This window comes from Rhizobium sp. R635 (assembly GCF_002211285.1).
Classification (GTDB): Bacteria; Pseudomonadota; Alphaproteobacteria; order Rhizobiales; family Rhizobiaceae; genus Rhizobium.
In genome coordinates this window covers 40,763-63,867 of the sequence record NZ_LOKX01000037.1, presented here as the reverse complement: position 1 = coordinate 63,867, position 23,105 = coordinate 40,763, and the positions used below count along the sequence as shown (strand labels likewise).

20 protein-coding genes and 1 riboswitch are annotated in these 23,105 nt (G+C 61.2%); of the genes, 7 read left to right on the top strand and 13 right to left on the bottom strand.

The window, feature by feature from the left end:
- Nucleotides 1-2: 2 nt before the first annotated feature.
- The gene (locus ATY78_RS27265) at nt 3-425 is read right to left on the bottom strand and encodes a cupin domain-containing protein (protein ID WP_190237545.1); all 423 of its coding nucleotides are present in this window, start codon (nt 423-425) and stop codon (nt 3-5) included.
- A 124-nt stretch (nt 426-549) separates the two neighbouring features.
- Between ATY78_RS27265 and ATY78_RS27260 the strand changes: the two genes are divergently transcribed.
- Nucleotides 550-1,536, top strand: a complete 987-nt coding sequence (locus tag ATY78_RS27260) for an aldo/keto reductase (protein WP_088685411.1) — start codon at nt 550-552, stop codon at nt 1,534-1,536.
- A gap of 107 nt (nt 1,537-1,643) precedes the next feature.
- On the opposite strand, the gene ATY78_RS27255 is transcribed toward ATY78_RS27260, so the two are convergent.
- The 6 genes from ATY78_RS27255 to clpP form a co-directional block, all read right to left on the bottom strand.
- Complete coding sequence (locus ATY78_RS27255) at nt 1,644-3,842, bottom strand: esterase-like activity of phytase family protein (protein WP_088685522.1); 2,199 nt, start codon at nt 3,840-3,842, stop codon at nt 1,644-1,646.
- Between the two features lie 93 nt (nt 3,843-3,935).
- Complete coding sequence (locus tag ATY78_RS27250; RefSeq protein WP_088685523.1) at nt 3,936-4,835, bottom strand: DMT family transporter; 900 nt, start codon at nt 4,833-4,835, stop codon at nt 3,936-3,938.
- A gap of 90 nt (nt 4,836-4,925) precedes the next feature.
- Nucleotides 4,926-5,077: riboswitch (FMN riboswitch) on the bottom strand.
- A 117-nt stretch (nt 5,078-5,194) separates the two neighbouring features.
- On the bottom strand, nt 5,195-5,470 hold the full coding sequence (gene hupB, locus ATY78_RS27245) for a DNA-binding protein HupB (protein WP_003558438.1): 276 nt from the start codon (nt 5,468-5,470) through the stop codon (nt 5,195-5,197).
- A gap of 206 nt (nt 5,471-5,676) precedes the next feature.
- Nucleotides 5,677-8,094 (bottom strand): endopeptidase La, encoded by a 2,418-nt coding sequence (lon, locus tag ATY78_RS27240; protein ID WP_088685410.1) that lies wholly within the window; start codon nt 8,092-8,094, stop codon nt 5,677-5,679.
- 405 nt (nt 8,095-8,499) lie between these two features.
- Complete coding sequence (gene clpX / locus ATY78_RS27235) at nt 8,500-9,777, bottom strand: ATP-dependent Clp protease ATP-binding subunit ClpX (protein ID WP_004680013.1); 1,278 nt, start codon at nt 9,775-9,777, stop codon at nt 8,500-8,502.
- Nucleotides 9,778-10,081: 304 nt separating this feature from the next.
- Nucleotides 10,082-10,711 (bottom strand): ATP-dependent Clp endopeptidase proteolytic subunit ClpP, encoded by a 630-nt coding sequence (clpP, locus tag ATY78_RS27230; protein ID WP_003573944.1) that lies wholly within the window; start codon nt 10,709-10,711, stop codon nt 10,082-10,084.
- 400 nt (nt 10,712-11,111) lie between these two features.
- Between clpP and ATY78_RS27225 the strand changes: the two genes are divergently transcribed.
- A complete protein-coding gene (locus tag ATY78_RS27225; RefSeq protein ID WP_088685521.1) occupies nt 11,112-12,365 on the top strand; it encodes a GGDEF domain-containing protein in 1,254 nt (417 codons plus the stop codon).
- Between the two features lie 222 nt (nt 12,366-12,587).
- Complete coding sequence (locus ATY78_RS27220) at nt 12,588-13,832, top strand: cytochrome P450 (protein ID WP_088685409.1); 1,245 nt, start codon at nt 12,588-12,590, stop codon at nt 13,830-13,832.
- 68 nt (nt 13,833-13,900) lie between these two features.
- Here the strand turns inward: ATY78_RS27220 and ATY78_RS27215 are convergent, their stop codons facing one another.
- From ATY78_RS27215 to ATY78_RS27200, 4 genes are all read right to left on the bottom strand, one after another.
- Nucleotides 13,901-16,027: a bifunctional diguanylate cyclase/phosphodiesterase gene (locus tag ATY78_RS27215; protein WP_088685408.1), complete on the bottom strand. Its 2,127-nt coding sequence runs from the start codon at nt 16,025-16,027 to the stop codon at nt 13,901-13,903.
- A 233-nt stretch (nt 16,028-16,260) separates the two neighbouring features.
- The gene (locus ATY78_RS27210; RefSeq protein WP_088685407.1) at nt 16,261-16,602 is read right to left on the bottom strand and encodes a cupin domain-containing protein; all 342 of its coding nucleotides are present in this window, start codon (nt 16,600-16,602) and stop codon (nt 16,261-16,263) included.
- Between the two features lie 24 nt (nt 16,603-16,626).
- A complete protein-coding gene (locus tag ATY78_RS27205; protein ID WP_088685406.1) occupies nt 16,627-17,910 on the bottom strand; it encodes an O-acetylhomoserine aminocarboxypropyltransferase in 1,284 nt (427 codons plus the stop codon).
- Between the two features lie 116 nt (nt 17,911-18,026).
- Nucleotides 18,027-18,455, bottom strand: coding sequence for a CoA-binding protein (locus tag ATY78_RS27200; RefSeq protein ID WP_088685405.1), 429 nt, complete (start codon nt 18,453-18,455; stop codon nt 18,027-18,029).
- Nucleotides 18,456-18,572: 117 nt separating this feature from the next.
- Between ATY78_RS27200 and ATY78_RS27195 the strand changes: the two genes are divergently transcribed.
- Complete coding sequence (locus tag ATY78_RS27195; RefSeq protein ID WP_088685404.1) at nt 18,573-18,896, top strand: hypothetical protein; 324 nt, start codon at nt 18,573-18,575, stop codon at nt 18,894-18,896.
- A 474-nt stretch (nt 18,897-19,370) separates the two neighbouring features.
- Complete coding sequence (locus tag ATY78_RS27190; protein WP_088685403.1) at nt 19,371-20,207, top strand: EamA family transporter; 837 nt, start codon at nt 19,371-19,373, stop codon at nt 20,205-20,207.
- On the opposite strand, the gene ATY78_RS27185 is transcribed toward ATY78_RS27190, so the two are convergent.
- Both ATY78_RS27185 and ATY78_RS27180 read right to left on the bottom strand, forming a co-directional pair.
- Nucleotides 20,208-21,041: an enoyl-CoA hydratase gene (locus tag ATY78_RS27185; protein WP_088685520.1), complete on the bottom strand. Its 834-nt coding sequence runs from the start codon at nt 21,039-21,041 to the stop codon at nt 20,208-20,210. It abuts the gene before it with no gap.
- A gap of 91 nt (nt 21,042-21,132) precedes the next feature.
- Nucleotides 21,133-21,363, bottom strand: a complete 231-nt coding sequence (locus ATY78_RS27180; protein WP_088685402.1) for a DUF1127 domain-containing protein — start codon at nt 21,361-21,363, stop codon at nt 21,133-21,135.
- A gap of 73 nt (nt 21,364-21,436) precedes the next feature.
- On the opposite strand from ATY78_RS27180, the gene ATY78_RS27175 reads away from it, so the two are divergent.
- Nucleotides 21,437-22,336, top strand: coding sequence for a LysR family transcriptional regulator (locus ATY78_RS27175; RefSeq protein WP_190237537.1), 900 nt, complete (start codon nt 21,437-21,439; stop codon nt 22,334-22,336).
- Between the two features lie 304 nt (nt 22,337-22,640).
- Nucleotides 22,641-23,105 (top strand): 50S ribosomal protein L13, encoded by a 465-nt coding sequence (gene rplM, locus ATY78_RS27170; RefSeq protein WP_012483399.1) that lies wholly within the window; start codon nt 22,641-22,643, stop codon nt 23,103-23,105.

Here is a 23,105-nt window from a genome sequence, read left to right as displayed (position 1 = left end):
GCTTACGCCTTGCCGGAATATTGCTCGTCGCTGACCTGTTCCATCCAGTCGGCCACGCGGCCATCCAGCGCTTCCTGGATGGCGATATGCGTCATTGCCGTGTCCGGGCCGGCGCCGTGCCAGTGTTTTTCGCCGGGCGCGAACCAGATCGTGTCGCCGGCGCGAATCTCCTGGATTTCGCCACCCCAGCTCTGGGCGAGGCCCCTGCCCGATGTGACGATCAGCGTCTGGCCGAGCGGATGGGTGTGCCAGGCCGTGCGGGCGCCGGGTTCGAAGGTAACGGAGGTTGCCCTCACCCGCGCCGGCGCCGGCGCCTCCATCAACGGGTCCTGGCGAACGGCCCCGGTGAAATAGTCGGCCGGCGGTTTTATCGAAGGGCTGGAGCCGACGGGTTTGATCTCCATGATCTTTCCTTTTCCATCCAATAGAGTTGAAGCCTCGTCTTCCGACGATATTTCATCGAGGCGAGCGATCAAGGCCGGATCGGCAATTGCCGCACCGTCGCCCGGCTGATAGGCCAGCATCTTTCATAACCTGAGGAGATTTTTCATGAAACACCATGCTTTCGGCCGCATGCCTTTCACCGTCACCAATGTCGGCTTCGGCGCCTGGCAGATCGGCGGCTCCTGGGGCGATATCAGCGAGGCGGACGGGCGCGCCGCACTGAATGCAGCGCTCGATGCCGGCATGACGTTCATCGACACGGCGGATGTCTATGGCGACGGCCGCTCGGAAAAGATCATCGCTGATGTCTTGAAGACACGCGGCGGCGAACGCCCGATGGTCGCGACCAAAGCGGGCCGCCGCCTCAATCCGCATGTGGCGGAGGGCTATACCAAGGCCAATCTCGAAGGCTTCATCGACCGCAGCCTCAAAAACCTCGCCGTCAACAGCCTCGACCTCGTACAGTTGCACTGCCCGCCGCGCGAGGTGCTTTACCAGCCTGAAGTCTTCGAAGGCCTGAACGAGTTGCAGAAGGCCGGCAAGATCAAGGGTTACGGCGTCAGCGTCGAAAAGGTCGAGGATGGGCTGAAGGCGATCGAATATCCCGGCGTCGTCAGCATCCAGATCATCTACAACATCTTCCGCCAGCGCCCCGACCATCTGTTCTTTCAGGAAGCACGCCGCAAGAATGTGGCGATCATCGCCCGCGTGCCGCTCGCAAGCGGCCTTCTCTCCGGCAAGATCACCCGGGATACACATTTCGCCAGCGACGACCACCGCAATTTCAACCGCCATGGCGAGGCCTTCGATGTCGGCGAGACCTTTGCCGGCGTGCCTTTCGAGGTTGGCCTGCAGGCGGTCGAGGACGTGCGCAAGCTGGTGCCGGCCGGCGCCACCATGGCCGCCTTCGCGCTGCGCTGGATCCTGATGAGCGATGCCGTCACCGTGGTCATCCCCGGCGCCCGCAACGCCGAGCAGGCCAAGGCCAACGCGGCCGCTGCCGACCTCGCGCCGCTCTCGGCCGATGTCATGGCGGCAACGCGGGAGATCTACGAGCGGCTGATCGCGCCGCATGTGCATCAGCGCTGGTAGGACTGGAGGTTCGTAAGTACTGCCGCGAGACGAGAGCAGCCCCTCATCCGCCTGCTGGCACCTTCTCCCCGTTTTTACGGGGAGAGGGCTAGCGTGAGGGGCAGCTTCTAGTTCGTCGCGCTCAGCTCGACCGGGAAGAACAAAGTCTCGCCGGAAGAATCGCTGACGCCGTCATTGTCGGTGACGGCGTAGGGCTTGCCCGATGCGTCGAAGGTGAAGCCTTCGAGTTTGTCCAGCACATAGCCGTTGGTCGCGCTCTTGAGTTCGCCGAGGAAGTCGTGCGCTTCGGTCTTCTTGACGACTGGAAGTTCACCGCCGAGCTTGGCGGGCTTCAGCTCCGAAATCGCCACCTTGTAGAGCTTCTTCAGCTTGGCGGCGTCGCCGACGAGGTTGTCGCGCTCGATGATGTAGACGCTGTCGCCCTGGGCCGAAATCTCGGACAGGCCGACCCAGCCGCTTTCCGTCTTGTCGAGCGGATAGCGCACGGCGCCCCATTCCTTCTTCTTCGGATTGTAGGAGACGAGCTTGACGAAGCCCTTTTCGTCGTCGTTCCACTCACGCTGGACCGCCATCCAGAGTGTGGCGTCGTCGCCGGTGCCGATAATGGTCACGCCTTCGAAGCCGTAGCGGATTTCGTTGGCGGCGAGTTCCTTCGGCAGAGCGATTTCAGCCTTGATGTCGCCCTTGGCATTGACGTTGTAGAGGGCGTGCGGGACGAGACGTTCGCTGTAGCCTTCCGAGGCAAGCCAGAAGGAGCCATCGGCGGCCGCCGCGATGCCTTCGATGTCGAGCTTCTGGGCCGGAGAGCCGTCACGCTTGACGACCAGGGCGTCGGTGATGACGGCCGGCTTCTTGGTGGCGTCGATCGTGTAGATCGTCGACTGCGAACCGAGAACGCTGTCGCTGACGGCGTAGAGCATGCCCGGCTTGCCCGGAACGGCGGCGAGGCCCGAAAGAGCGGCGAAGCCGATCGGATTGCCGTCCTTTTCGGCCGAGACGATCTGCGGATAGGCCTTCTCGCCTTCCGCGCGCTCATAGATCATGACATGCGAGCGCGTTCCGCCATCCTTGCCGAGGTCGAGTTCATTGGCGGTGGCAAGGAGGTTGCGCTGGGGAACAGCGACCGCACCTTCCGGCGAAATGCCCGACGGCAGCAGCTGAACGAGCTCGGGATCGGCGCCGGTATCCTTGTAGACGCCGACGACGGAGGCGCGCTCGGCGAGCAGGAAGAAATATTGCTCATCGCCGAACTTGGCGGCTTCGAGGCCTTCCGGCTCGACGCCCTTCGATCCCGAGCGGCTTTCCGGATAGTGGCCGATATGGGCAACGGCGCGCTCGAAGGATGCGCCCGATTCGTAGAGAACCTTGCCCGTCTTGTCGAAGATGGTGAAGCCGCGTGACCCGCCCTGGTAATCGCCTTCATTGGCAACGACGAGGCGGTTGTCGTCCAGCCACTTCACGGCGTCAGGTTCGCGCGGCACCCCCTTGGATTCGCCTGAGAATTTCAGGGCGCCGTCCCGCTTCGTGTCGATGCCGGTGAGATCGACGCTGCCGGCGGTGAAATGCGTCTTCACCTGAGCCGTGTTGGCGTCGATGATGACGATCTCGTTGTTCTCCTGCAGCGTCAGGGCAATTTCGTTCAGGCCGTTGAAGGCGACGAATTCCGGCTCCGGATCTTCAGGGGCGACACCGGCAAGCCCGGTCAGCGCCACGTGCTTGATGGTGCCGCAATCGACGGCGCCGTTCTTGACCTGGAAGACGACGAGGTCGCCGGCCGGCATCTGCGGGATCTTGCCGTCATTGACCTCTTCGTCACGCTCGTTTTCGATCGCGATGGTCCCGAGCGTCTTGTCCTTGTTGAGGGCGATCGAATCCGGCTGGCCGCCGAGATCGCAGGTGTTCTCGATCTTTTTCGTCGCCATGTCGACGATCGCGAGGCGACCCGAAGGCTTGGCCTTGCTTTCGGAGGTGTTGACGGCGACGAGTGCCTTGCCGGCGCTCGAGGTGACTGATGTCGGCTCGCCGTCCATCATCAGCGCGCCGCCGGCTTTCGGGGCCTTGGCGTCGGTGATGTCGATGAAGCCGATCGCACCGAGCGGACTGTCGCTATAGATCAGCGTGTTGCCGTCATCGGTCGCGGTGATGATTTCGGCGGATGTCGGCGAAAGCTTGTCCTTTTCGGCCGGCAGGTTCTGAGCGACCGGGAAGGAAGCGATGCGGTTGAAAACCGGCTCGGCCGCGGCCGGGAAGGCAACGGATGCGAGAAGCACGGCAGCGAGCGCCGCCTTGCGCGATGAAATTGTCATGAAATCCCCCAATGTCGAAAGATCGAACAGAGGGGTTTTGCGGGACTGCCATGACACAGACATGACAGCCCGCGAGATTTCAGAGGGTTCGCGTCAGGCCGGCTGCTTTTCCCGGCGCATCTCGTTCCTCATGATGAAGAGCGACGCGGAAAGAATGAGCGCGGCGCCCAGCCACAGATAGCCGGCCGGCGCATAGCCGAAGAACAGCCAGCCGGCGAGCACGTTCAGCGGCAGCTTGAGATCATCGAACGGCTGCACATAGGCGGCGTCGGCGCTGGCATAGGCAAGGGTCAGCAGATATTGCGCCACGACCGTGAGCAGGCCTGCGAGAAGGAAGAGCGCGAGTGTCGTGCCCGTCGGCACCGCGAAGTCGGCCGCAAGCGCCAGGCCGCCGTTGATCGGCGTCAGCAGCACCAACAGCCAGACGGTGATCGTTTCCGGTCTCTCGATGCCGGTCAGGCTCTTGGTGATCAGCGACGAGGCGCCCCAGAGCAGCGCCGAGAGGACAGGCAGCAGTGCTGCCCAGGTGAAACCATCAGACCATGGCTGGAGGATGATCATCGCGCCGGCAAAACCGACACCGGTCGCCGCCCAGCGGGCGGGGCCGACACGTTCGCCGAGGAACAGGCGGGCGCCAAGGATGATGAAGAAGGGCGAGGTCATGACGAGCGCGATCGCCTGCCAGATCGGCACCGAGGCAAGACCTAAAACCCAAGCCTCGACGCCGAGCGCGGCAAAGAAGACGCGCACGACATGCCGCCAGGGATAGTCCGTCCGCATGGCCGAAAGGCCTGCCTTGCGCAGGAAGGGCAAGGAGAAAAGAAAGGCAAAGGCATATTGCCAGAAGGCTGCGGATGCCGGCGGAAAGGCGAGCTTCATGGTCAGCCATTGGGTGACGACGTTGAGGAGCGAGAAGGCCACGCCTCCAAGCACCATGAAAGCTGCGCCGGCAAAGGCGCGGGAACGCGGGAGTGCAAGGGAATTCTGATTCATGTCTTCCATCCAAAACAGGGACCAAACATAAATCAGGACGCATGAGGCGACGGCACGCAGGCCGGCAGTCCCCTGCCCGCACGCGGCCATGCTCATTCTCTTTCATCCGGACTATACCGTCGGCTCCGGAATCACACCGGATCTGCTGACCCCTCCCCGGCCGAAGCTTCGGAAGGCGCTCGCGGGCTCGGGCCGCAGCCCTTACCGCCGGTGGGGACTTTCACCCCGCCCTGAGAACAGCTCCGTTCGTAGAACAAAGTGCGGGATGCGGCAAGCGGCAAAACAAAAGGGGTCCGGCAATGCCGAACCCCTCGAAATCCTGCTCAGCCGTTCTCGTTTACGACTGGCGGACGATCAAATCAGCCGTTGACGGCGTCCTTCAGGCCCTTGCCGGGCGTGAACTTCGGCACGTTGCGGGCCGGAATGTCGACTTCAGCGCCGGTCGACGGGTTGCGGCCCTTCGTTGCAGCGCGATGAGAAACGGTGAAGCTGCCGAAACCAGCGAGGCGGATGTCGCCCTTGTTCTTGAGTTCGGCCTGGACAACGTCGAAAACCGCGTCAACAGCGGAAGCTGCGTCAGACTTCGTCAGTCCTGCCTTTTCGGCCACTGCGGACACGAGTTCATTCTTGTTCATGTTTCCACCCCTTTCTAAATGGTATGAAACGACTCAAATCTAAGCTAGGCGCAGAATAGGTTTCATCAGGCCCGCCGGAAACCCAAAAGCCCTGCAAATCAAGGAAAAGCAAGCGTCTCCATGACGTTTTCACAAAAAAGGCTGGCGTTTCCGCCAGCCTTTTTGCGTGTTTTGCTCCAATGGGGCATAAATGTGGCAAGTGCCACTCAATGCGCTATGGCTGCGCCCGTATCGTCGAGACCTTCGACCGACGTGATGACAGGCGTTTCCACCGTGCCGTCCCACTCGATCGGCTCCGGCCGCCGGATCAGCGCATGCTTGATCACCTCGCCCATGCGGGATACCGGGATGATCTCCATGCTGTTCTTCACGTTGTCCGGAATCTCCGCCAGATCCTTGGCGTTTTCCTCCGGAATCAGCACCTTCTTGATGCCGCCGCGAAGCGCTGCAAGCAGCTTTTCCTTGAGACCGCCGATCGGCAGAACACGGCCGCGAAGGGTGATTTCACCGGTCATGGCCACATGCTTGTTGACCGGGATGCCGGTCATGATCGAGACGATGGCGGTCGCCATGGCGACGCCGGCCGAGGGGCCATCCTTCGGCGTTGCGCCTTCCGGCACATGCACGTGGATGTCGTTCTTTTCGAACATCGGCGGCTCGATGCCGAAATCGACGGCGCGCGAGCGGACATAGGAGGCCGCTGCCGAGATCGATTCCTTCATCACATCCTTCAGATTGCCGGTGACCGTCATGCGGCCCTTGCCCGGCATCATCACGCCTTCGATGGTCAGCAACTCGCCGCCGACTTCCGTCCAGGCAAGACCGGTGACGACGCCGACCTGGTCCTCGCCCTCGGCTTCGCCATGGCGGAAGCGCGGGACGCCCAGATAATCGGCGATGTTTGCGGCCGTCACGTGAACGGACTTCGTCTTGCCCTTGATGATCTCGGTGACCGCCTTGCGGGCGAGCTTCATCAGTTCGCGTTCGAAGCTGCGGACACCGGCCTCGCGGGTGTACTGCTGGCTGATCGCCATCAGGGCGTCGTCGCTGACCGAGAATTCTTCCGGCTGCAACGCGTGTTCCTTGATGGCCTTCGGCAGCAGGTGCCGCTTGGCGATCTCACGCTTTTCATCTTCGGTGTAGCCGGCGATACGGATGATTTCCATGCGGTCCATCAGGGGCGCCGGGATGTTCAGCGTATTCGCCGTCGTGATGAACATCACGTCCGACAGGTCGTATTCGACTTCCAGGTAGTGGTCCATGAAGGTCGAGTTCTGAGCCGGGTCAAGCACTTCGAGCAGGGCCGACGACGGATCGCCGCGGAAATCCATGCCCATCTTGTCGATTTCGTCGAGCAGGAACAGCGGGTTGGACTTCTTCGCCTTCTTCATCGACTGGATGACCTTGCCGGGCATCGAGCCGATATAGGTGCGGCGGTGACCGCGGATTTCGGCTTCGTCGCGAACGCCGCCGAGCGCCATGCGGACATACTCACGGCCGGTCGCCTTGGCGATCGACTGGGCGAGCGAGGTCTTGCCGACGCCCGGAGGGCCGACGAGGCACAGGATCGGGCCCTTGATCTTGGTGGCCCGGGCCTGCACGGCGAGATATTCGACGATGCGTTCCTTGACCTTGTCGAGGCCGAAGTGATCGGCTTCGAGGATCTTCTCGGCATTGTTGAGATCGGCCTTGATCTTCGACTTCTTGCCCCACGGGATACCGAGCAGCCAGTCCAGATAGTTGCGCACGACGGTGGCTTCGGCCGACATCGGGCTCATCTGGCGCAGCTTCTTCAGCTCCGCATCGGCCTTTTCACGGGCTTCCTTGGACAGCTTGGTCTTGGAGATGCGCTCTTCCAGTTCGCTCATCTCGTCGCGGCCTTCCTCGCCGTCGCCGAGTTCCTTCTGGATCGCCTTCATCTGCTCATTGAGGTAGTATTCGCGCTGGGTCTTCTCCATCTGGCGCTTGACGCGCGAGCGGATGCGCTTTTCGACCTGCAGGACCGAAATCTCACCTTCCATGAAGCCGAGAGCCTTTTCCAAGCGAGCCTTGACGCTCGTCGTCTCCAGCATCTCCTGCTTCTCGGTGATCTTGATCGACAGATGCGAGGCAACCGTATCGGCGAGCTTGGAATAGTCGTCGATCTGGCTGGCGGCGCCGACCACTTCAGGCGAAATCTTCTTGTTGAGCTTCACGTAGCTCTCGAATTCGGAAACGACCGAGCGCGACAGCGCTTCCAGTTCGACCGGATCGTCGTGCGGCTCCTCGAGCACATGGCCGAGCGCCTCGTAGAAATCCTCGCGGCTGGTATAGGAATCGATCTCCGCGCGGGCGCGGCCTTCGACCAGAACCTTCACGGTGCCGTCAGGCAGCTTGAGCAGCTGCAACACGTTCGCGACGGTGCCGACATTGTGGATCGCCGAAGGATCCGGATCGTCGTCGCTGGCGTTGATCTGCGTCACCAGCATGATCTGCTTGTCGGACCCCATGACCTCTTCGAGCGCACGGATCGACTTTTCCCGTCCGACGAACAGCGGCACGATCATATGCGGGAAAACCACGATGTCGCGCAAGGGCAGAACAGGATATGCGGTGCTGCTCGCTACAGACGTTTTCTTCGTCATTTTATGTCCTTTCCATCGTCCCGTTGCCGGGCTCTCTGCACGGCCGCTTGGGACCGGCCGGCACTCTCACTTGGCTCTACAAGTGGAGGTTCTGACTACGCTTTTCAAGCCACGCTAACGCCCGCGTTCCCCGGATGTGACAGCTTCATTACAACGGAACGCCAACACTATGAAACGCGTGGCTGGACCGGCGCTTACCACTTCCGACCTCGCTAAAATACAAACGCCAGCAATAGGCTTACGGAATCGCTGCATCTTTGCCAAGCACCGCCCCTCGCGCAAGATCGGCAAAGGCAATTCCGGTTCCCACCGGGAAAATACTAACAGCGCCTCGCATGGTTTTTCAAATAGAAAGGGGCTCGCCTAAGGCAAGCCCCTTAAAATAATGGTGCGAAAGTCACAGCATTACGCGGAAGCGTTGGCTTTTTCTTCCTGACGATCGGCATAGATGTAGAGCGGACGAGCCGAACCGCGCACGACTTCCTCAGAGATGACGACTTCGCGCACGCCTTCCAGCGTCGGCAGTTCGAACATCGTGTCGAGCAGGATCTTTTCCATGATCGAGCGAAGGCCGCGGGCGCCGGTCTTGCGCACGATCGCCTTGCGGGCGATTTCGCGAAGCGCGTCCTCGTGGAAGGTCAGTTCCACGTCTTCCATCTCGAACAGGCGCTGATACTGCTTGATCAGCGCGTTCTTCGGCTCGGACAGGATCTGGATCAGTGCATCCTCATCGAGGTCCTCGAGCGTCGCCAGAACCGGCAGACGGCCGATGAATTCGGGGATGAGGCCGAACTTGACCAAGTCTTCCGGCTCCAGTTCGCGCAGGACTTCGCCGACGCGGCGGTCGTCCTGGGCCTTGACGGTCGCGCCGAAGCCGATCGACGTCTTCTCGCCGCGGGCGGAGATGATCTTGTCGAGGCCGGCGAAGGCGCCGCCGCAGATGAACAGGATGTTCGTCGTGTCGACCTGCAGGAATTCCTGCTGCGGATGCTTGCGGCCGCCCTGCGGCGGAACCGATGCAACCGTGCCTTCCATGATCTTCAAGAGCGCCTGCTGCACGCCCTCGCCCGAGACGTCACGGGTGATCGACGGGTTGTCGGACTTGCGCGAGATCTTGTCGACTTCGTCGATATAGACGATGCCGCGCTGCGCGCGCTCGACGTTGTAGTCGGCCGCCTGCAGGAGCTTCAGGATGATGTTTTCCACATCCTCGCCGACATAACCGGCTTCCGTCAGCGTCGTCGCATCGGCCATGGTGAAGGGAACGTCGATGATGCGGGCAAGCGTCTGGGCAAGATAGGTCTTGCCGCAGCCCGTGGGCCCAACGAGCATGATGTTCGACTTCGCCAGCTCGACTTCGCCGTTCTTGGAGGCGTGCGCCAGGCGCTTGTAATGGTTGTGAACGGCGACCGACAGGATCTTCTTCGCCTGCCGCTGGCCGATGACGTATTCGTCGAGGACCTTGATGATGTCCTGGGGCGTCGGAACGCCGTCGCGGGACTTGACCATCGAGGACTTGTTCTCCTCGCGGATGATGTCCATGCACAATTCGACGCATTCATCGCAGATGAACACGGTCGGTCCGGCAATCAGTTTCCGGACTTCGTGCTGGCTCTTTCCGCAGAACGAACAATAGAGGGTGTTCTTGCTGTCGCCGCCGTTGCTGCCGCTGACCTTGCTCATATCACTTTCCTTCCAGCACGCCGCATTTCAAGGCGAAATCGCGGTCCACTCAATCAGCTCCTGACCGGCACTCCGTATCCGGAGTCTTTGCCGAGAAGGGCTTCAGGGGGTACGAACCGGTTCCAATCAATCATGTGCTGGTTCCGGCGGCAACGAATTCCCCTTCGAATGCCGAATGCTATGTCATAAAAATTCAACATAGCATTAATAGTTACTATTAGCGTCTTCGTCGCCGGATGAAAGCCCTTGTTCAATCACAAATGGGATAGAACTGTGGCGACGAAAACACCATCCCAATTAATTACTAGGCCTGCTCGCCTTCCATCTCGAGGCGGGACGTCAGGACCTTGTCGATCACGCCCCAGCCCTGGGCTTCGTCGGCATCCATGAAATGGTCGCGATCGAGGGTCTTTTCAACTTCCTCATAGGTGCGGCCGGTGTGCTTGACATAGACCTCGTTCAGACGGCGCTTCATCTTCAGGATGTCGCGGGCGTGGCGTTCGATGTCCGAAGCCTGGCCCTGGAAGCCGCCCGAGGGCTGGTGCACCATGATGCGGGAATTCGGGGTGGCGAAGCGCATGTCCTTGTGGCCGGCCGCCAGCAGCAGCGAGCCCATGGACGCGGCCTGGCCGATGCAGAGCGTCGAAACCGCGGGCTTGATGAACTGCATCGTATCGTAGATCGCCATGCCTGCGGTCACGACGCCGCCGGGCGAATTGATGTAGAGCGCGATTTCCTTCTTTGGGTTTTCAGCCTCGAGGAAGAGAAGCTGGGCGCAGACGAGCGTCGCCATGTGGTCCTCGACGGCCCCCGTCAGGAAGATGATACGTTCCTTCAACAGGCGGGAATAGATGTCGTAGGAGCGTTCACCGCGGTTGGTCTGTTCCACGACCATCGGCACGAGGGCCATTGCGGTATCGACTGGGTTTCTCATGTGCGTCCTTTGTCAACGTCTCGCCGGCCGGCGCCGGGAATCAAAGAAAATGTCTTATCCCTACATAGAGTGTCCCTGCCCTTCTCTTCAAGACACGCATTGGGATAACGTTAAGAAGGCGGGGGCAAGGCGGCTAAGCTTCGGCTTCGGCAGCCTCTTTCTCCCAAACCCCGGACGACCGCGAGCCCCAGTCGCCCTCTCCCCCGGCTTTTCTCGGTGACAGGATGAAGAAAAGCTTACTCCATTCGACCGTGCTCACACACGTTTACCCTACGGAAAGCCTACCGGCAGATATCGGCGTAAAACCATGCCGCAGTGCAGCGGCGTTAAGGAAGTGGCGAGCTTCCTCGGCAAGGATGCAGGCCAACAGACAAGGGCCGACAGACGAGGGGTTGCTGCCGTGTTCAATATCGCTACAGGTCTCGCCATCTGGTGCTCGGAGGCCATGACGCTCGCTTTGGTGCTGTTCGTCGCCTGGCGCCACAACGTCAGGAACGAGGCCTATCTCTATTGGGGCTTCGGCTTCCTTCTGACCGGCATCGGCTTTGCGATGGTCGCGCTGCGCGGCCAGATTCCCAGCGTGCTTTCCATAGAAGCGGGCAACGCCATCGCGCTCCTCGGGCAGAGCGCCTGGGTAGCAGGCTTTCTTGCGCTCGACCGCAAGAAGATCGAATGGTGGACGCTGCTGCCGCCGACGATCTGGCTGGCAGGCGTTTTCCTGCCCTGGGTCAACGATGATTATTCCAACCGCGTCGTGCTCTACAACCTCGCCTCGGCGACGGGCGCCACGGCGCTCGCCATGGCAGTCGCCGCCGGCGACATGCGCCGCGAGCGCACCCGCGTCAAGCTGATGGGCATCTTCGTCATCCAGGGCTGCCTGTGCTTCGGCTCGGCGCTGACGATGGCGCTGATGCTGCCGAACGAGATCGAGGCGACCAATATCGGCGGCGTCTCGGCGATGGCAAGCGCCTTCCTGCTCACCATCGCCTTTGCGCTCACCTGCCGTCTGATCATGGAGCGCTCCGAACGGCACCTGCGGGCGCTGAGCCTGACCGATGCGCTGACGGGCGTGCTCAACCGCCGCGGCCTGCTCGGCTATTTCGACGCCATCCAGGAAACGGCCCATATCGAACAACGCCAGGTCGCGGTGATGCTTTTCGACCTCGACCATTTCAAGCGCGTCAACGACCGCTTCGGACATCAGTCGGGCGATGCCGTGCTCACCGCCTTCGCGCGCATGGCCCGCCAGTACATTCCGAGCAACATCTTCGGCCGCATGGGCGGCGAGGAATTCGCAGCCTTCGCCGCCGTCGCGGACCAGACCGAAGCCGAGGCGATCGCCGAAGCGATCCGCACCGAATTCTGCCGTCTTCCCGTCAGCACCGGCGAGGCGATCGTTCCGGTCACCGTCAGCATCGGCATCGCGCTCGCCTCCTCGGTCGAAGCCAATATCGACAAGCTGATCTCGGCCTCCGACCGGGCGCTCTATGCAGCCAAGGCCGCCGGCCGCAACTGCACGGTCACGTTCGGCGAAGCGGAGGCGGCAGCCCCAGCGCCCGCCACGCCGAGCAGCACCGCCGGCGAATTGGTGCCGACGGTCGACGACCAGGTCGAGGCCTTGCGGCGCATGAGCACTCTGTCGCGGGCCGGTTAACCGGAATCGATTCCTAAAGCGCTTCGCGATCTTTCAGATTCGCTCCTCGCGCTTTAGGTCCTTGTTTTACGCATGTCGTTCTCGCAAAACCGCTGCACACTTTTGCGCGACATGCTCTAGGCTTAGGCGCAAGTCTTAAAGTGATGGGCGCGTCCTGCGGGACGCGCAGCCGCTTAAGCCACCATCTTTCCGAGGTCCGGCAAATCCGCTAAGCCTCAGGGCATGACGATACCGCCCTTTCTCTCGATCGATCGCGCCAGCCGCCATGTCTCGCTGGATGCCCGTAACCCGGCCTTTTACGGCAATCCGAACGCCGTCTATGCGGCGCTTCACGCCCACTGCCCGACCTTTTACTGGCAGGAGCAGAAGCAGTGGTTCTTCACCGGCTACGACCATGTGAACGGCCTGCTGCGCGACCGCCGCTTCGGCCGGCAGATCCTGCACATCGCCAGCCGCGAGGAGCTCGGCCTTGCCGAGCCGATGCCGCATCTTGCCAGTTTCGACCTATCGGAACGTTATTCTCTGCTCGAACTCGAACCGCCGGAGCACACGCGGCTGCGCACGCTCGTCAACCGCGCCTTCGTCTCCCGCCATGTCGAAAAGATGAAACCGGAGCTCGCCGAACTCGCCAACCGCCTGATCGACGGCTTCGCCGACCAGCGCGAAGTCGAGCTGCTCTCGGCCTTCGCCGACATCATTCCGGTGACGATGATCGCCCGCATGATCGGCATCCCCGAGGAAATGGGGCCGCAGCTGCTCGCCTGGTCGCATGCTTATGTCCGCATGTACATGTTCGGCCGCACGCGCGCCCATGAGGAAGAGGCAGAGCGGGCGGCAAAGGAATTTTCCGATTACGTCAAGACGGTCATCACGGAACGCCGTGCCGCGCCGCGCGACGACCTGCTCACCCACATGATCCATACCGAGCACAAGGGCCAGTATCTGACCGAGGAGGAGCTCGTCTCGACGACGATCGTGCTACTCAATGCCGGACACGAGGCAACCGTGCACCAGATCGGCAATTCCGTGCGCACCATCCTCGACAGCGGCTGCGATCCGGCGGATCTCTTCCGGGATGAAGCCACGACGGAACGCACCGTCGAGGAAACCCTGCGCATCTGTGCCCCGGTTCACATCTTCCAGCGCTGGGCGCTGGAGCCCGCCGAAATCGACGGCGTCTCCTTCAAGCGTGGCGACAAGGTCAGCCTCATCCTCGCCGCCGCCAATCTCGATCCGGCGAAATTCACCGATCCGCTGACCTTCCGGCCCGATCGAAACGAGGCGGCAAACCTCTCCTTCGGCGCCGGCATCCATTTCTGCATCGGCGCGCCGCTGGCCCGGCTGGAGCTCAATGTCGTGCTGCCGATCCTGTTCGAGCGGCTTGCCGACCTCAAGCTGGCAAAGACGCCGGTGGTCAAGGACGTCTACCATTTCCACGGGCTGGACCGGCTGGATCTGCGGTGGTGATCAGCCTCCCCGCAGATCAGCCGTTGCGGCCGGTGATGTAGTCTTCCGTGCACCACAACCTTACGGCATTACGCCGCTTGTTCTTGAAGCTTATTGGATATGTCGAATGCCGACATCGGTTTTCCGATCAAATAGCCTTGCAGCTGGTCGCAGCCGGCCTCCCGCAAGATCGCTGCCTGGCGGATATTCTCGATGCCTTCCGCGGTGACGGGAATCTGCAGCGCGGTCGCCAAAGAGATGGTTGCCTTGAGAACATCGGCGCCGTTCGAGCCCTGGTCGAGAGCGGACACGAGCGAGCGGTCGATCTTCATCCGATCGAAACCGAACTGCCGCAATGCGCCGATGCTTGCATAGCCGCAGCCGAAGTCGTCAAGGGCGAATTTGATGCCGACCTGCTTGAGGTGATCTATCGACCGGCGGGCCTGATCCGGATTTGTCATGAGGACGCCTTCGGTGATCTCCAATGTCAGGCGCCTCGGATCGAAATCGAGTTCCTGCAGGAGCGAGATCACTTCGACGGCAAATTCCGGATTGCAGAGCTGGACCGGCGAAACGTTGACGGACAGTGCGAGACCGGGCCAGTTCTTGGCATGCTCGATCGATGTTTTCAGCATATGGCCGCCGAGCGCATCGATGAGGCCGCATCTTTCGGCAAGCGGGATGAAGATCTCCGGGCTGATATTTCCAGTCGCAGTCTTCCAGCGGGCCAGCGCTTCAAGGCCGGTGACAGCACCCGTCGTCGCGGAGACGAGAGGCTGGAAAACGGCTTCGATCGCACCATCGCCGATGGCGGTCTTCAAAAGGCTTTCCAGTTCGGCGACCCTTTGGCGCTCCCGATCCAGTTCGGGGTCGTATTCGATCGCCCGGCCCCTGCCATTTTCCTTGGCGCGATAGAGCGCCATGTCGGCTCTGCGCAGCAGCTCCAAAGGCTCGATGTCTCCGTCACGCGCAGCAGCGCCGATGCTCGCTCCAACCTCGATCGTTCGTCCGTCGATTTTGAATGGCTCGGCAAACAGCGCCAGAATGGTCTCTTCTATCTCCTGGCGCGCGGCGGTTCCGACCTGCACCAGGGCGAACTCATCGCCTCCAAGCCGAGCCACGGCAACGACTTCGGGGTGGCAGGCGATCAGCGCGTTCGAGACCATCCGGATCAGGTCATCCCCCACCGCATGCCCCCAGGCGTCGTTGACCGCCTTGAACCCATCGAGATCGATCAGATAGAGCCGAGGCGGCGAAAAATCCGTAACGACCAGCTCGTCCAGCAGGGCGAGAAGTCCATGCCTGTTCAGCAGGCCGCTCAGGCTGTCGTGGTTCGCTTCGAAAATCGCTGCTTGCGCCAATTTACGCAGGCGCCGCGCCTCGGATACGCCCGCCAGCAGAACACCGGTCAGGAACAGCACGAGGATGAGTGTAGCAGCGGCAACATAGGGATAGACCTGTCGGTACACGGCACTTCCCGGCGCTTTGCTCGGCCAAACGAGATGGCCGATCACGCCACCCTTCATGTCCGTGATCGGCGTGTTCAGCAGGCCCGGCGCGGGTGCGGCGGCAAGGTGCAGTCCCTCGAGTTCGTGTTCGTTCGAAAGCGTGCCGAGAACGTCCGAGTTGAATTCCTTGTAGAAGCTCAGCACGCTGAGCCTCGGAAGCTCGCCTTCCTCTTCATAAGGCTGAATTGCCTGTGACGCTATCAGCGCGATGCCCGTTTCGGTCTTGATGAAATTGACCACCGGCGCCTGTACGGAATCGGCGGCCGTGTCGATCTGCCGATAGAAGGCCTGGCCAAAAAAAGCACCCGGCTGGAAGGGCTTGCCCTTGGAATATGCGGAGACGATCGACGAGCGGTCGGGACCGATCACGATCGCGCCGTCATAGAGCGGGTAATCCTCGCTGGTTTTACCCCAGTTCTCATAGGCCCAATCCGCCGCGCTGGGAGATGAGATCGCTTTGTAGGCATCATCCCATACGGCGTTGTCCGTCGTTGTCGCGCTCAGGCGACTGACAAAGGCTGCGATCGCCGCGCGGGCGGCGCGATTGGCCCTGGCATCATCGATCTCGTTCGCCGACCGCGTCATCGTGGCGACGACATGGGTCATGAGGCCGGTCAGAAGCAGCGCGACGACAACGAAGCAAACGGTTGTCACAATGATGGAAGACGTCTGGGTGCGAACGTGCCTACCCGCAAGATTCGACGACATGCCAATCCCGAAAAGATGAATTGCAAGGCCATGTCTATGGTGACGGCAGGAGACATCATGTCCGCAATGCGCTGCAGATAAGGTCTACCATTTGACGATATAGGCACCATTAATAAGATCGATCAAATGCCGTCTATCCGGGAAAGAAACGGTGAGATTGCAGCAGAAACGGACCACAATCGCCGCAAACCGGGACAGGCCTGGCATCGCCGGAGCCGGTTTGCCGCCGCCGCTCAGACCTTGATCACATAGTCCTTGCGAGTCGTTTCAACGACTTCCCAGGTTCCCTTGAAGCCGGGTCTCAAGATCATCCGGTCGCCCGCCTTCAGATGAACCGGCTCACCACCGTCCTCGGTCACGATCGAATGGCCGGAAAGCAGGCTGAAATATTCCCACTCCTCATAGACGATCCGCCACTTGCCCGGGGTCGCCTCCCAGATGCCGGAATAGAGGCCTTCGGCCTCCTCCAGGCTCCAGGTGCGGAATTGCGGATCGCCGGAGATGATCCGCTCAGCCTCGGGGGCCCCGAACTCGGGTTCGACGCCATCGATGCTGAAGGGGATGAAATTTGCCATGGTTTGCCATAGACCTCTTTGATGTCAGATCTTCGAGAGCGCCTGTTCGAGATCGGCGATGATGTCCTTGACATCCTCGATGCCGACGGAGAGGCGCACCACGTCGGGCCCTGCCCCGGCTGCGATCCTCTGCTCGTCGGTCAGCTGCCGGTGCGTGGTCGAGGCCGGATGAATGACGAGTGAGCGGGTGTCGCCGATATTGGCAAGGTGGGAGAAGAGCTCCAGGCTCTCGACCAGCGTCTTGCCCGCCTCGTAGCCGCCCTGGACGCCAAAGGTGAAGACGGAGCCTGCGCCCTTCGGGGAGTAACGCTGCTGCAGGGCGTGGTTCGGATCGTCTTCGAGGCCGGCGTAATTCACCCAGGCGATCTTGCTGTGCGCCTTCAGCCATCTGGCGACGGCGATCGCATTGTCGCTGTGGCGCTGCATCCGGAGCGGCAGCGTCTCGATGCCGGTCAGGATCAGGAAGGCGTTGAAGGGCGAGATCGCCGGCCCGAGATCACGCAGGCCGAGCACGCGGGCGGCGATCGCGAAGGCGAAATTGCCGAAGGTCGCGTGCAGGACCATGCCGTTATATTCCGGCCGCGGGCTCGACAGCATCGGATAGTTGCCGGACTTCGACCAGTCGAAGGTGCCGCCGTCGACGATGAGGCCACCCATGGAATTGCCGTGGCCGCCGAGAAACTTCGTCAGCGAATGCACGACGATATCGGCGCCGTGCTCGATCGGGCGGATGAGATAGGGCGTTGCCATCGTATTGTCGACGATCAGCGGCAGGCCGTGGCGATGCGCGACCTCGGCGATCGCGGCGATATCGACGAAGGTGCCGCCGGGATTGGCCAGGCTTTCGATGAAGATGGCGCGCGTTTTCTCGTCGATCTGGCTCTCGAAGCTCGCCGGGTCGTCGGGATCGGCCCAGCGCACCTGCCAGCCGAAATTCTCGAAGGCATGGCCGAACTGGTTGATCGAACCGCCGTAGAGCCTGCGGGCGGCGACGAAATTCTCGCCCGGACGCATGATGTTGTGGAAGACGATCATCTGCGCTGCATGGCCGGAGGCAACGGCAAGGGCTGCAGTTCCCCCTTCGAGCGCTGCGACACGCTCTTCGAGCACGGCCTGCGTCGGGTTCATGATGCGGGTGTAGATGTTGCCGAAAGCCTGCAGGCCGAAGAGAGCGGCGGCATGATCGGAATCGTTGAACACGAAAGCGGTCGTCTGATAGATCGGCGTCACCCGCGCGCCGGTCGCCGGATCGGGCTGAGCGCCCGCATGGATCGCCAAAGTATTGAATCCCGGATCATTCTTGGCCATGTCGTCCTCCAGTTATCGTGACGGGCAGGATCATAGCCTGTCGCGGATGAAAGTTAATCGCGATCCGTTTCAACCCAGGGGCGTTCGGTGGAAAATCCGTCTCCGCGGACAGCAGGTCAGGCAATGAGGCGAGGATACTCGATCGCCGGGCAGCGGTTCATCACCACCTTGATGCCGGCGGCTTCCGCCTTTGCCGCAGCCGCATCGTCGCGGACGCCGAGCTGAGACCAGACGACCTTCGGCAGCGGCTCCAGCGCCAGCACCTCCTCGACGACCCCATCCAGATATTCGGAGGCGCGAAAGACGTCGACCATGTCGATCGGCACGGGAATATCGGCGAGCCGGGCATAGACGGTGCGGCCGTGGATCTGTTTGCCCGCCTGCCCCGGATTGACCGGGATGACCTCATATCCGAGCGACAGCAGATAACCCATGACGCCGTTGCTCGGCCGCGCCGGATTGGGCGAAGCGCCGGTCAGCGCGATGGTCTTTACCGAATGCAGGATGCCGGCCAGATAATCGTCCCCGTAAGCGTCGTGATTCATGTCCGCTTCTCCACTCCCGTGAGTCCCTTGGCGCCGCCTGCAGTTTTTTTCATTTCCGTGAAACCGGCCGCACGCTTTTGGCGTATATATGAAGTGGATACTCATGAGGATAATTCGATGAAAAAAATCGCTCTTGCCCTCACGCTCGTGCTCGCCGCATCGCCGGCGCTGGCGATCTCGCGCTACAATCCGCTCACCATGAGCTGCGCCAGCGTGCGCGCCGCCATCCACAATCAGGGCGCCGTCATCTTCCGCTACCAGTCTCCCCGAGGCCTGCCGCTCTACGATCGCTACGTCCGCAACAGCAATTACTGCGACGCGACCGATTATGCCGAATGGACCCATATTCCCTCGAAAGACACCCCCCGCTGCCCGGTCCTGAACTGCCAGAACATCGACAACCTTGACGGGATGCTGTTCATTCCGCATTATCAACTCTGATAGTTCCGCCGCCGAGACGGACGCAAAACTATACGCCCTTCGCGCTTGTAAAGAGGCCTGGGCTCAATCCCGTGATGCGATTTCCTGCAGTTTACACAATCATAAGCTTTAATTTTCAACTATGTCAAAGTTATAGAATAATATCTATATTTCAGCAGCATAGAATAGACGACCTCCGAAACCTCGCGCAAACTTTCCGTATTTGTTCCCGATAATATCACGATACGTTCCCGCATCCATTAGGAACATCTCATAGTTGAAAGCCTCGCCTGGATTGAACGCATGTCGCGCGCACGTAAAAATTGATCTGACGGGCCGCCTTTGATCACATATCGAAGGATGTCAATCGACATCTGAACGAGGCCGTCACCGCAGCCTTCCATTTTCGTGCAAATGCCAGTTGTCTTTTCAAGAATTTAGGTCGCCTATGGCGAGGCGTTTCCTCTTTTTCGTCCCCTTTCCGGATTTGCTCCCTTGCCTGTCGACGTCATTCTGCTCGTTCTCTTCGGCGCATTGCTGCACGCGATATGGAACGCCATCGTCAAAGCCGGCAGCGATAAATCGCTCGATGCGGCGCTGATCTCGGCCGGCGGCGCGGTTTCGGCGCTGCCATTCCTTGCCTTTCTGCCCTTGCCGCAAACCGCCGCCTGGCCGTTCATCGGCGCCTCGGCCATCCTGCAATTCGTCTATTTCCAACTGGTCGCCGCCGCCTACCGAGCCGGCGATATCGGCCTCGTCTATCCGCTGATGCGCGGCTGCGCCCCTCTGCTGATTGCGGCGATCAGCGGTTTCATCCTGCAGGAAAATCTTTCCAGCGGCGCCCTCGCCGGCATCATGACGATCTCGGCCGGCGTGCTGACGCTCGCTCTCGAAGCACGGCGCGGCAGCGGCCGTGCCGTCCTCTTCTCGCTTGCCAATGCCTGCGTTATCGCCAGCTATACCTATGTCGACGGCATTGGCGCTCGCCTTTCCGGCAACGCGGTTTCCTACACCTTATGGATGTCGTTGCTGCCGCCCGTCCTGCTGTTTTCCTGGGCGACGTCGCAACGCGGCGTTTTAGCAGTGGCTAAGCATATCCGCCGGAACTGGTGGCGAGGCCTCATCGGCGGCGCAGGCTCGATCGCTTCCTACGGGCTGGCGCTCTGGGCGATGACGAAAGCGCCGGTCGCAACCGTTGCCGCCTTGCGCGAAACCGCGATCCTCTTTGCGCTTGTGATCTCCGTCACCGTGTTCAAGGAAAAGGCCAGCATCTGGCGCTACGTCGCCGGCGTCGTCATCGCAATCGGCGGACTGGTTCTGAAATTGGCGTGATCATTCGCCCTTCCATTCCGCCTTGCGCTTGCCGAGAAAGGCGCCGATCCCTTCCTGCGCATCCTGCGTCAGCATGTTTTCGACCATCACTCTGACGGTATGATCGTAAGCTGCCTCGACCGGCAGTTCGAGCTGCCTGTAAAAGGCCTCCTTGCCGATCTTCAGGGTCAGCGGCGACTTGCTGGCGATGACGCCGGCATATTTGGAGACCACCTGCGTCAGATATTGTTTCGGCACGATGCGGTTGACGAGGCCGAAATCCTTGGCGGTCGAGGCGTCGATCGTCTCGCCGGTCAGCAGCATCTCCATCGCCTGCTTGCGATGCGCGGCACGGGAAACGGCCACCATCGGCGTCGAGCAGAAGAGGCCGATATTGACGCCCGGCGTGCAGAAGGTCGAGGTATCCGTGCAGATCGCCAGATCGCAGGAAGCAACGAGTTGGCAGCCCGCGGCCGTCGCGAGCCCATCGATCTCGGCGATGACGGGCTTCGGCAGGTGCGCGATCTTCAGCATCAGATCGGCGCAGAGCCGGAAGCTTCTTTCAAAGAAACCGACACCCTGGTCCTCGTCGGCGCGATGGGCCGTGAGTTCCTTGAGGTCATGGCCGGCGGAAAAGACATTGCCGGTCGAGGCGATGACGATCACGCGCACATCCGCATCCGCGTCAGCCGCCTCGAGCGCGGCCGTCAGCGCTTCGAGAAGCGCGACGGAAAGCACATTGGTCGGCGGGTTGTTGAGCACGAGCCGCAGCACGCCGTCCCGCAGCGAGCGGACCAGCAATCCGCTCTCTTCCATCCTGTCTGCGTCCTTCCGGAAGGATACGATTTCGGCCATGACCATGCTCCTGCGCTCGATTTTCAGACAGGTGTTCTGCCACAAGGCGGCAGCAATTTCGAGCAAGATCCGCTCTCCGGATGAACCGACGTCAAGACCAGAACCAGGACTTGGAGACCTCGGTCCTCGCCTGGCCGCGCGTCAGGCCGACATCGCGAAGTTCGTCGTCGGTCAGGTCGATAAGCGTGCGGCGGCTACGGCGCTTCTCCAGGCGATGCTCGACAGCCGCGAGAAGCCGCAGGGCTAGGCCCATGATCTTGCGGAGTTTCCGCCGGGCGGCATCGCCGGAGGCTTCAGCGATCTCGCTTGTATCCAGAGCCATCTCTTCTTCCTTTTTTCAACGGATGAAGGATGGCCTGGAAGACGCCACGAAAGAAGCTTATGGATATTATCATATGCATAAGGATTTCTTTGCCGTGCCTCTTAATCTCGATCAGCTCTCGGCCTTCGTCAACGTCGCCGATCTCGGAAGTTTTACGGCTGCGGCCGACAAGGAGGGCCTGACGCAACCGGCGGTCAGCCTGCAGGTCAAAGGTCTCGAACAGCGGCTCGGCGTCCGGCTGATCGAGCGCGTCGGACGGCGGGCGCAGCCGACAGCCGCAGGCCTCGACCTGCTCGTGCATGCAAGGCGGCTGCTCCAAGAATCGGCTGCCGCGGAAGAAGCGATGATGCCGCACAGAGATGGCGCGAGCGGCCGCGTGCGCATCGGCAGCGGCGGCACGGCGTCGATCCATCTGCTTCCCCGCGCCATCGCCGCCGCCAGGAAAAACATGCCGAACCTCGAAATCACCGTCCATATCGGCAATGCAGACGATATTCTGCGCGACCTGGAAGCCAACAGCCTCGATATCGCCGTCGTCGCGCTGCCGGCATCCGGGCGGAACTTCGAGATCGAGACATTCTACGAAGAGGAGTTGCTGGCCGTCGCTCCCGCCGGCAGTCGCATGCCGGAGGGCGGACCGGACGCCGCTTTCATGCGCGAAAAGACGCTGCTGCTTTACGAGGGCGGCAACACAAGACGCGCGATCGACACGTGGTTGACCGGCTCGGATGCGACGACCCGGCCCGCGATGGAGTTCGGCAGCATCGAGGCGATCAAGGAACTGGTGGCCGTGGGGCTCGGCTGGTCGATCCTGCCGGGGCTGGCATTGAAAAGAGACCGCGCAGGCCTCGTGGCGACGTCGTCGCTAAAGCCCAAGCTCACGCGCCGCCTCGGCATGGTTCTTCGCCGGGACAAACACCTGACGCGCGGCCTGCGCGAAATGATGAAATGCCTGCGCGGCCTCGAGGATTAGGCGGCTTTCGACCTTGGAAATAAGGGTCTCAAGCCGCCGCTAAAGCGTCAGCACGACGGCTCTCCGGCCGACAAATGTGAGGTAATATAATACCATACAGCTAACGCATTGTTTTTACTTATTCTTTTTTCAGATGGCCGGGGAAGTCGATATTGACCGGATGTCACATTCCCTTTATACACCCCGCCAGAACGCAGCCTCTCCCGGCTGCTTTCTTTTTGGCATGCCTCGGGCGTGTCAATCCAAGCAACAAAAAACGCCCTTCAAGCCCTCGGGCCAAGGGTCCTAAAAGAGAGTATTCACTATGGCAACCTTCTCTCAGAAGCCTGCAGAGGTAGAGAAGAAGTGGGTGATCATCGACGCCGAAGGGCTTGTCGTTGGCCGTCTCGCTTCCATCATCGCTATGCGCCTGCGCGGCAAGCACAAGGCAACCTTCACGCCCCACGTTGACGACGGCGACAACGTCATCGTCATCAATGCCGACAAGGTCGTTTTCACCGGCAAGAAGTATTCCGACAAGGTCTACTACTGGCACACCGGTTATGCCGGCGGCATCAAGGAACGCACCGCACGCCAGATCATCGAAGGCCGCTTCCCGGAGCGCGTCCTCGAAAAGGCCGTCGAACGCATGGTTCCGCGCGGCCCGCTCGGCCGTCGCCAGATGAAGAACCTGCGCGTCTACGCCGGCTCCAACCATCCCCATGAAGCCCAGCAGCCGGTCGCCCTCGACGTTGCCGCGCTCAACAAAAAGAACGTAAGGAGCGCCTGA

Coding starts and splice junctions, on each gene's coding strand:
- clpP (WP_003573944.1), bottom strand. CDS start 10,711: ATGAGAAACCCAGTCGATACCGCAATGGCCCTCGTGCCGATGGTCGTG.
- ATY78_RS27215 (WP_088685408.1), bottom strand. CDS start 16,027: ATGTCGTCGAATCTTGCGGGTAGGCACGTTCGCACCCAGACGTCTTCC.
- lon (WP_088685410.1), bottom strand. CDS start 8,094: ATGACGAAGAAAACGTCTGTAGCGAGCAGCACCGCATATCCTGTTCTG.
- ATY78_RS27255 (WP_088685522.1), bottom strand. CDS start 3,842: ATGACAATTTCATCGCGCAAGGCGGCGCTCGCTGCCGTGCTTCTCGCA.
- ATY78_RS27195 (WP_088685404.1), top strand. CDS start 18,573: ATGAAAAAAATCGCTCTTGCCCTCACGCTCGTGCTCGCCGCATCGCCG.
- ATY78_RS27210 (WP_088685407.1), bottom strand. CDS start 16,602: ATGGCAAATTTCATCCCCTTCAGCATCGATGGCGTCGAACCCGAGTTC.
- ATY78_RS27220 (WP_088685409.1), top strand. CDS start 12,588: ATGACGATACCGCCCTTTCTCTCGATCGATCGCGCCAGCCGCCATGTC.
- ATY78_RS27175 (WP_190237537.1), top strand. CDS start 21,437: ATGCATAAGGATTTCTTTGCCGTGCCTCTTAATCTCGATCAGCTCTCG.
- ATY78_RS27180 (WP_088685402.1), bottom strand. CDS start 21,363: ATGGCTCTGGATACAAGCGAGATCGCTGAAGCCTCCGGCGATGCCGCC.
- ATY78_RS27250 (WP_088685523.1), bottom strand. CDS start 4,835: ATGAATCAGAATTCCCTTGCACTCCCGCGTTCCCGCGCCTTTGCCGGC.
- rplM (WP_012483399.1), top strand. CDS start 22,641: ATGGCAACCTTCTCTCAGAAGCCTGCAGAGGTAGAGAAGAAGTGGGTG.
- hupB (WP_003558438.1), bottom strand. CDS start 5,470: ATGAACAAGAATGAACTCGTGTCCGCAGTGGCCGAAAAGGCAGGACTG.
- ATY78_RS27185 (WP_088685520.1), bottom strand. CDS start 21,041: ATGGCCGAAATCGTATCCTTCCGGAAGGACGCAGACAGGATGGAAGAG.
- ATY78_RS27205 (WP_088685406.1), bottom strand. CDS start 17,910: ATGGCCAAGAATGATCCGGGATTCAATACTTTGGCGATCCATGCGGGC.
- ATY78_RS27260 (WP_088685411.1), top strand. CDS start 550: ATGAAACACCATGCTTTCGGCCGCATGCCTTTCACCGTCACCAATGTC.
- clpX (WP_004680013.1), bottom strand. CDS start 9,777: ATGAGCAAGGTCAGCGGCAGCAACGGCGGCGACAGCAAGAACACCCTC.
- ATY78_RS27200 (WP_088685405.1), bottom strand. CDS start 18,455: ATGAATCACGACGCTTACGGGGACGATTATCTGGCCGGCATCCTGCAT.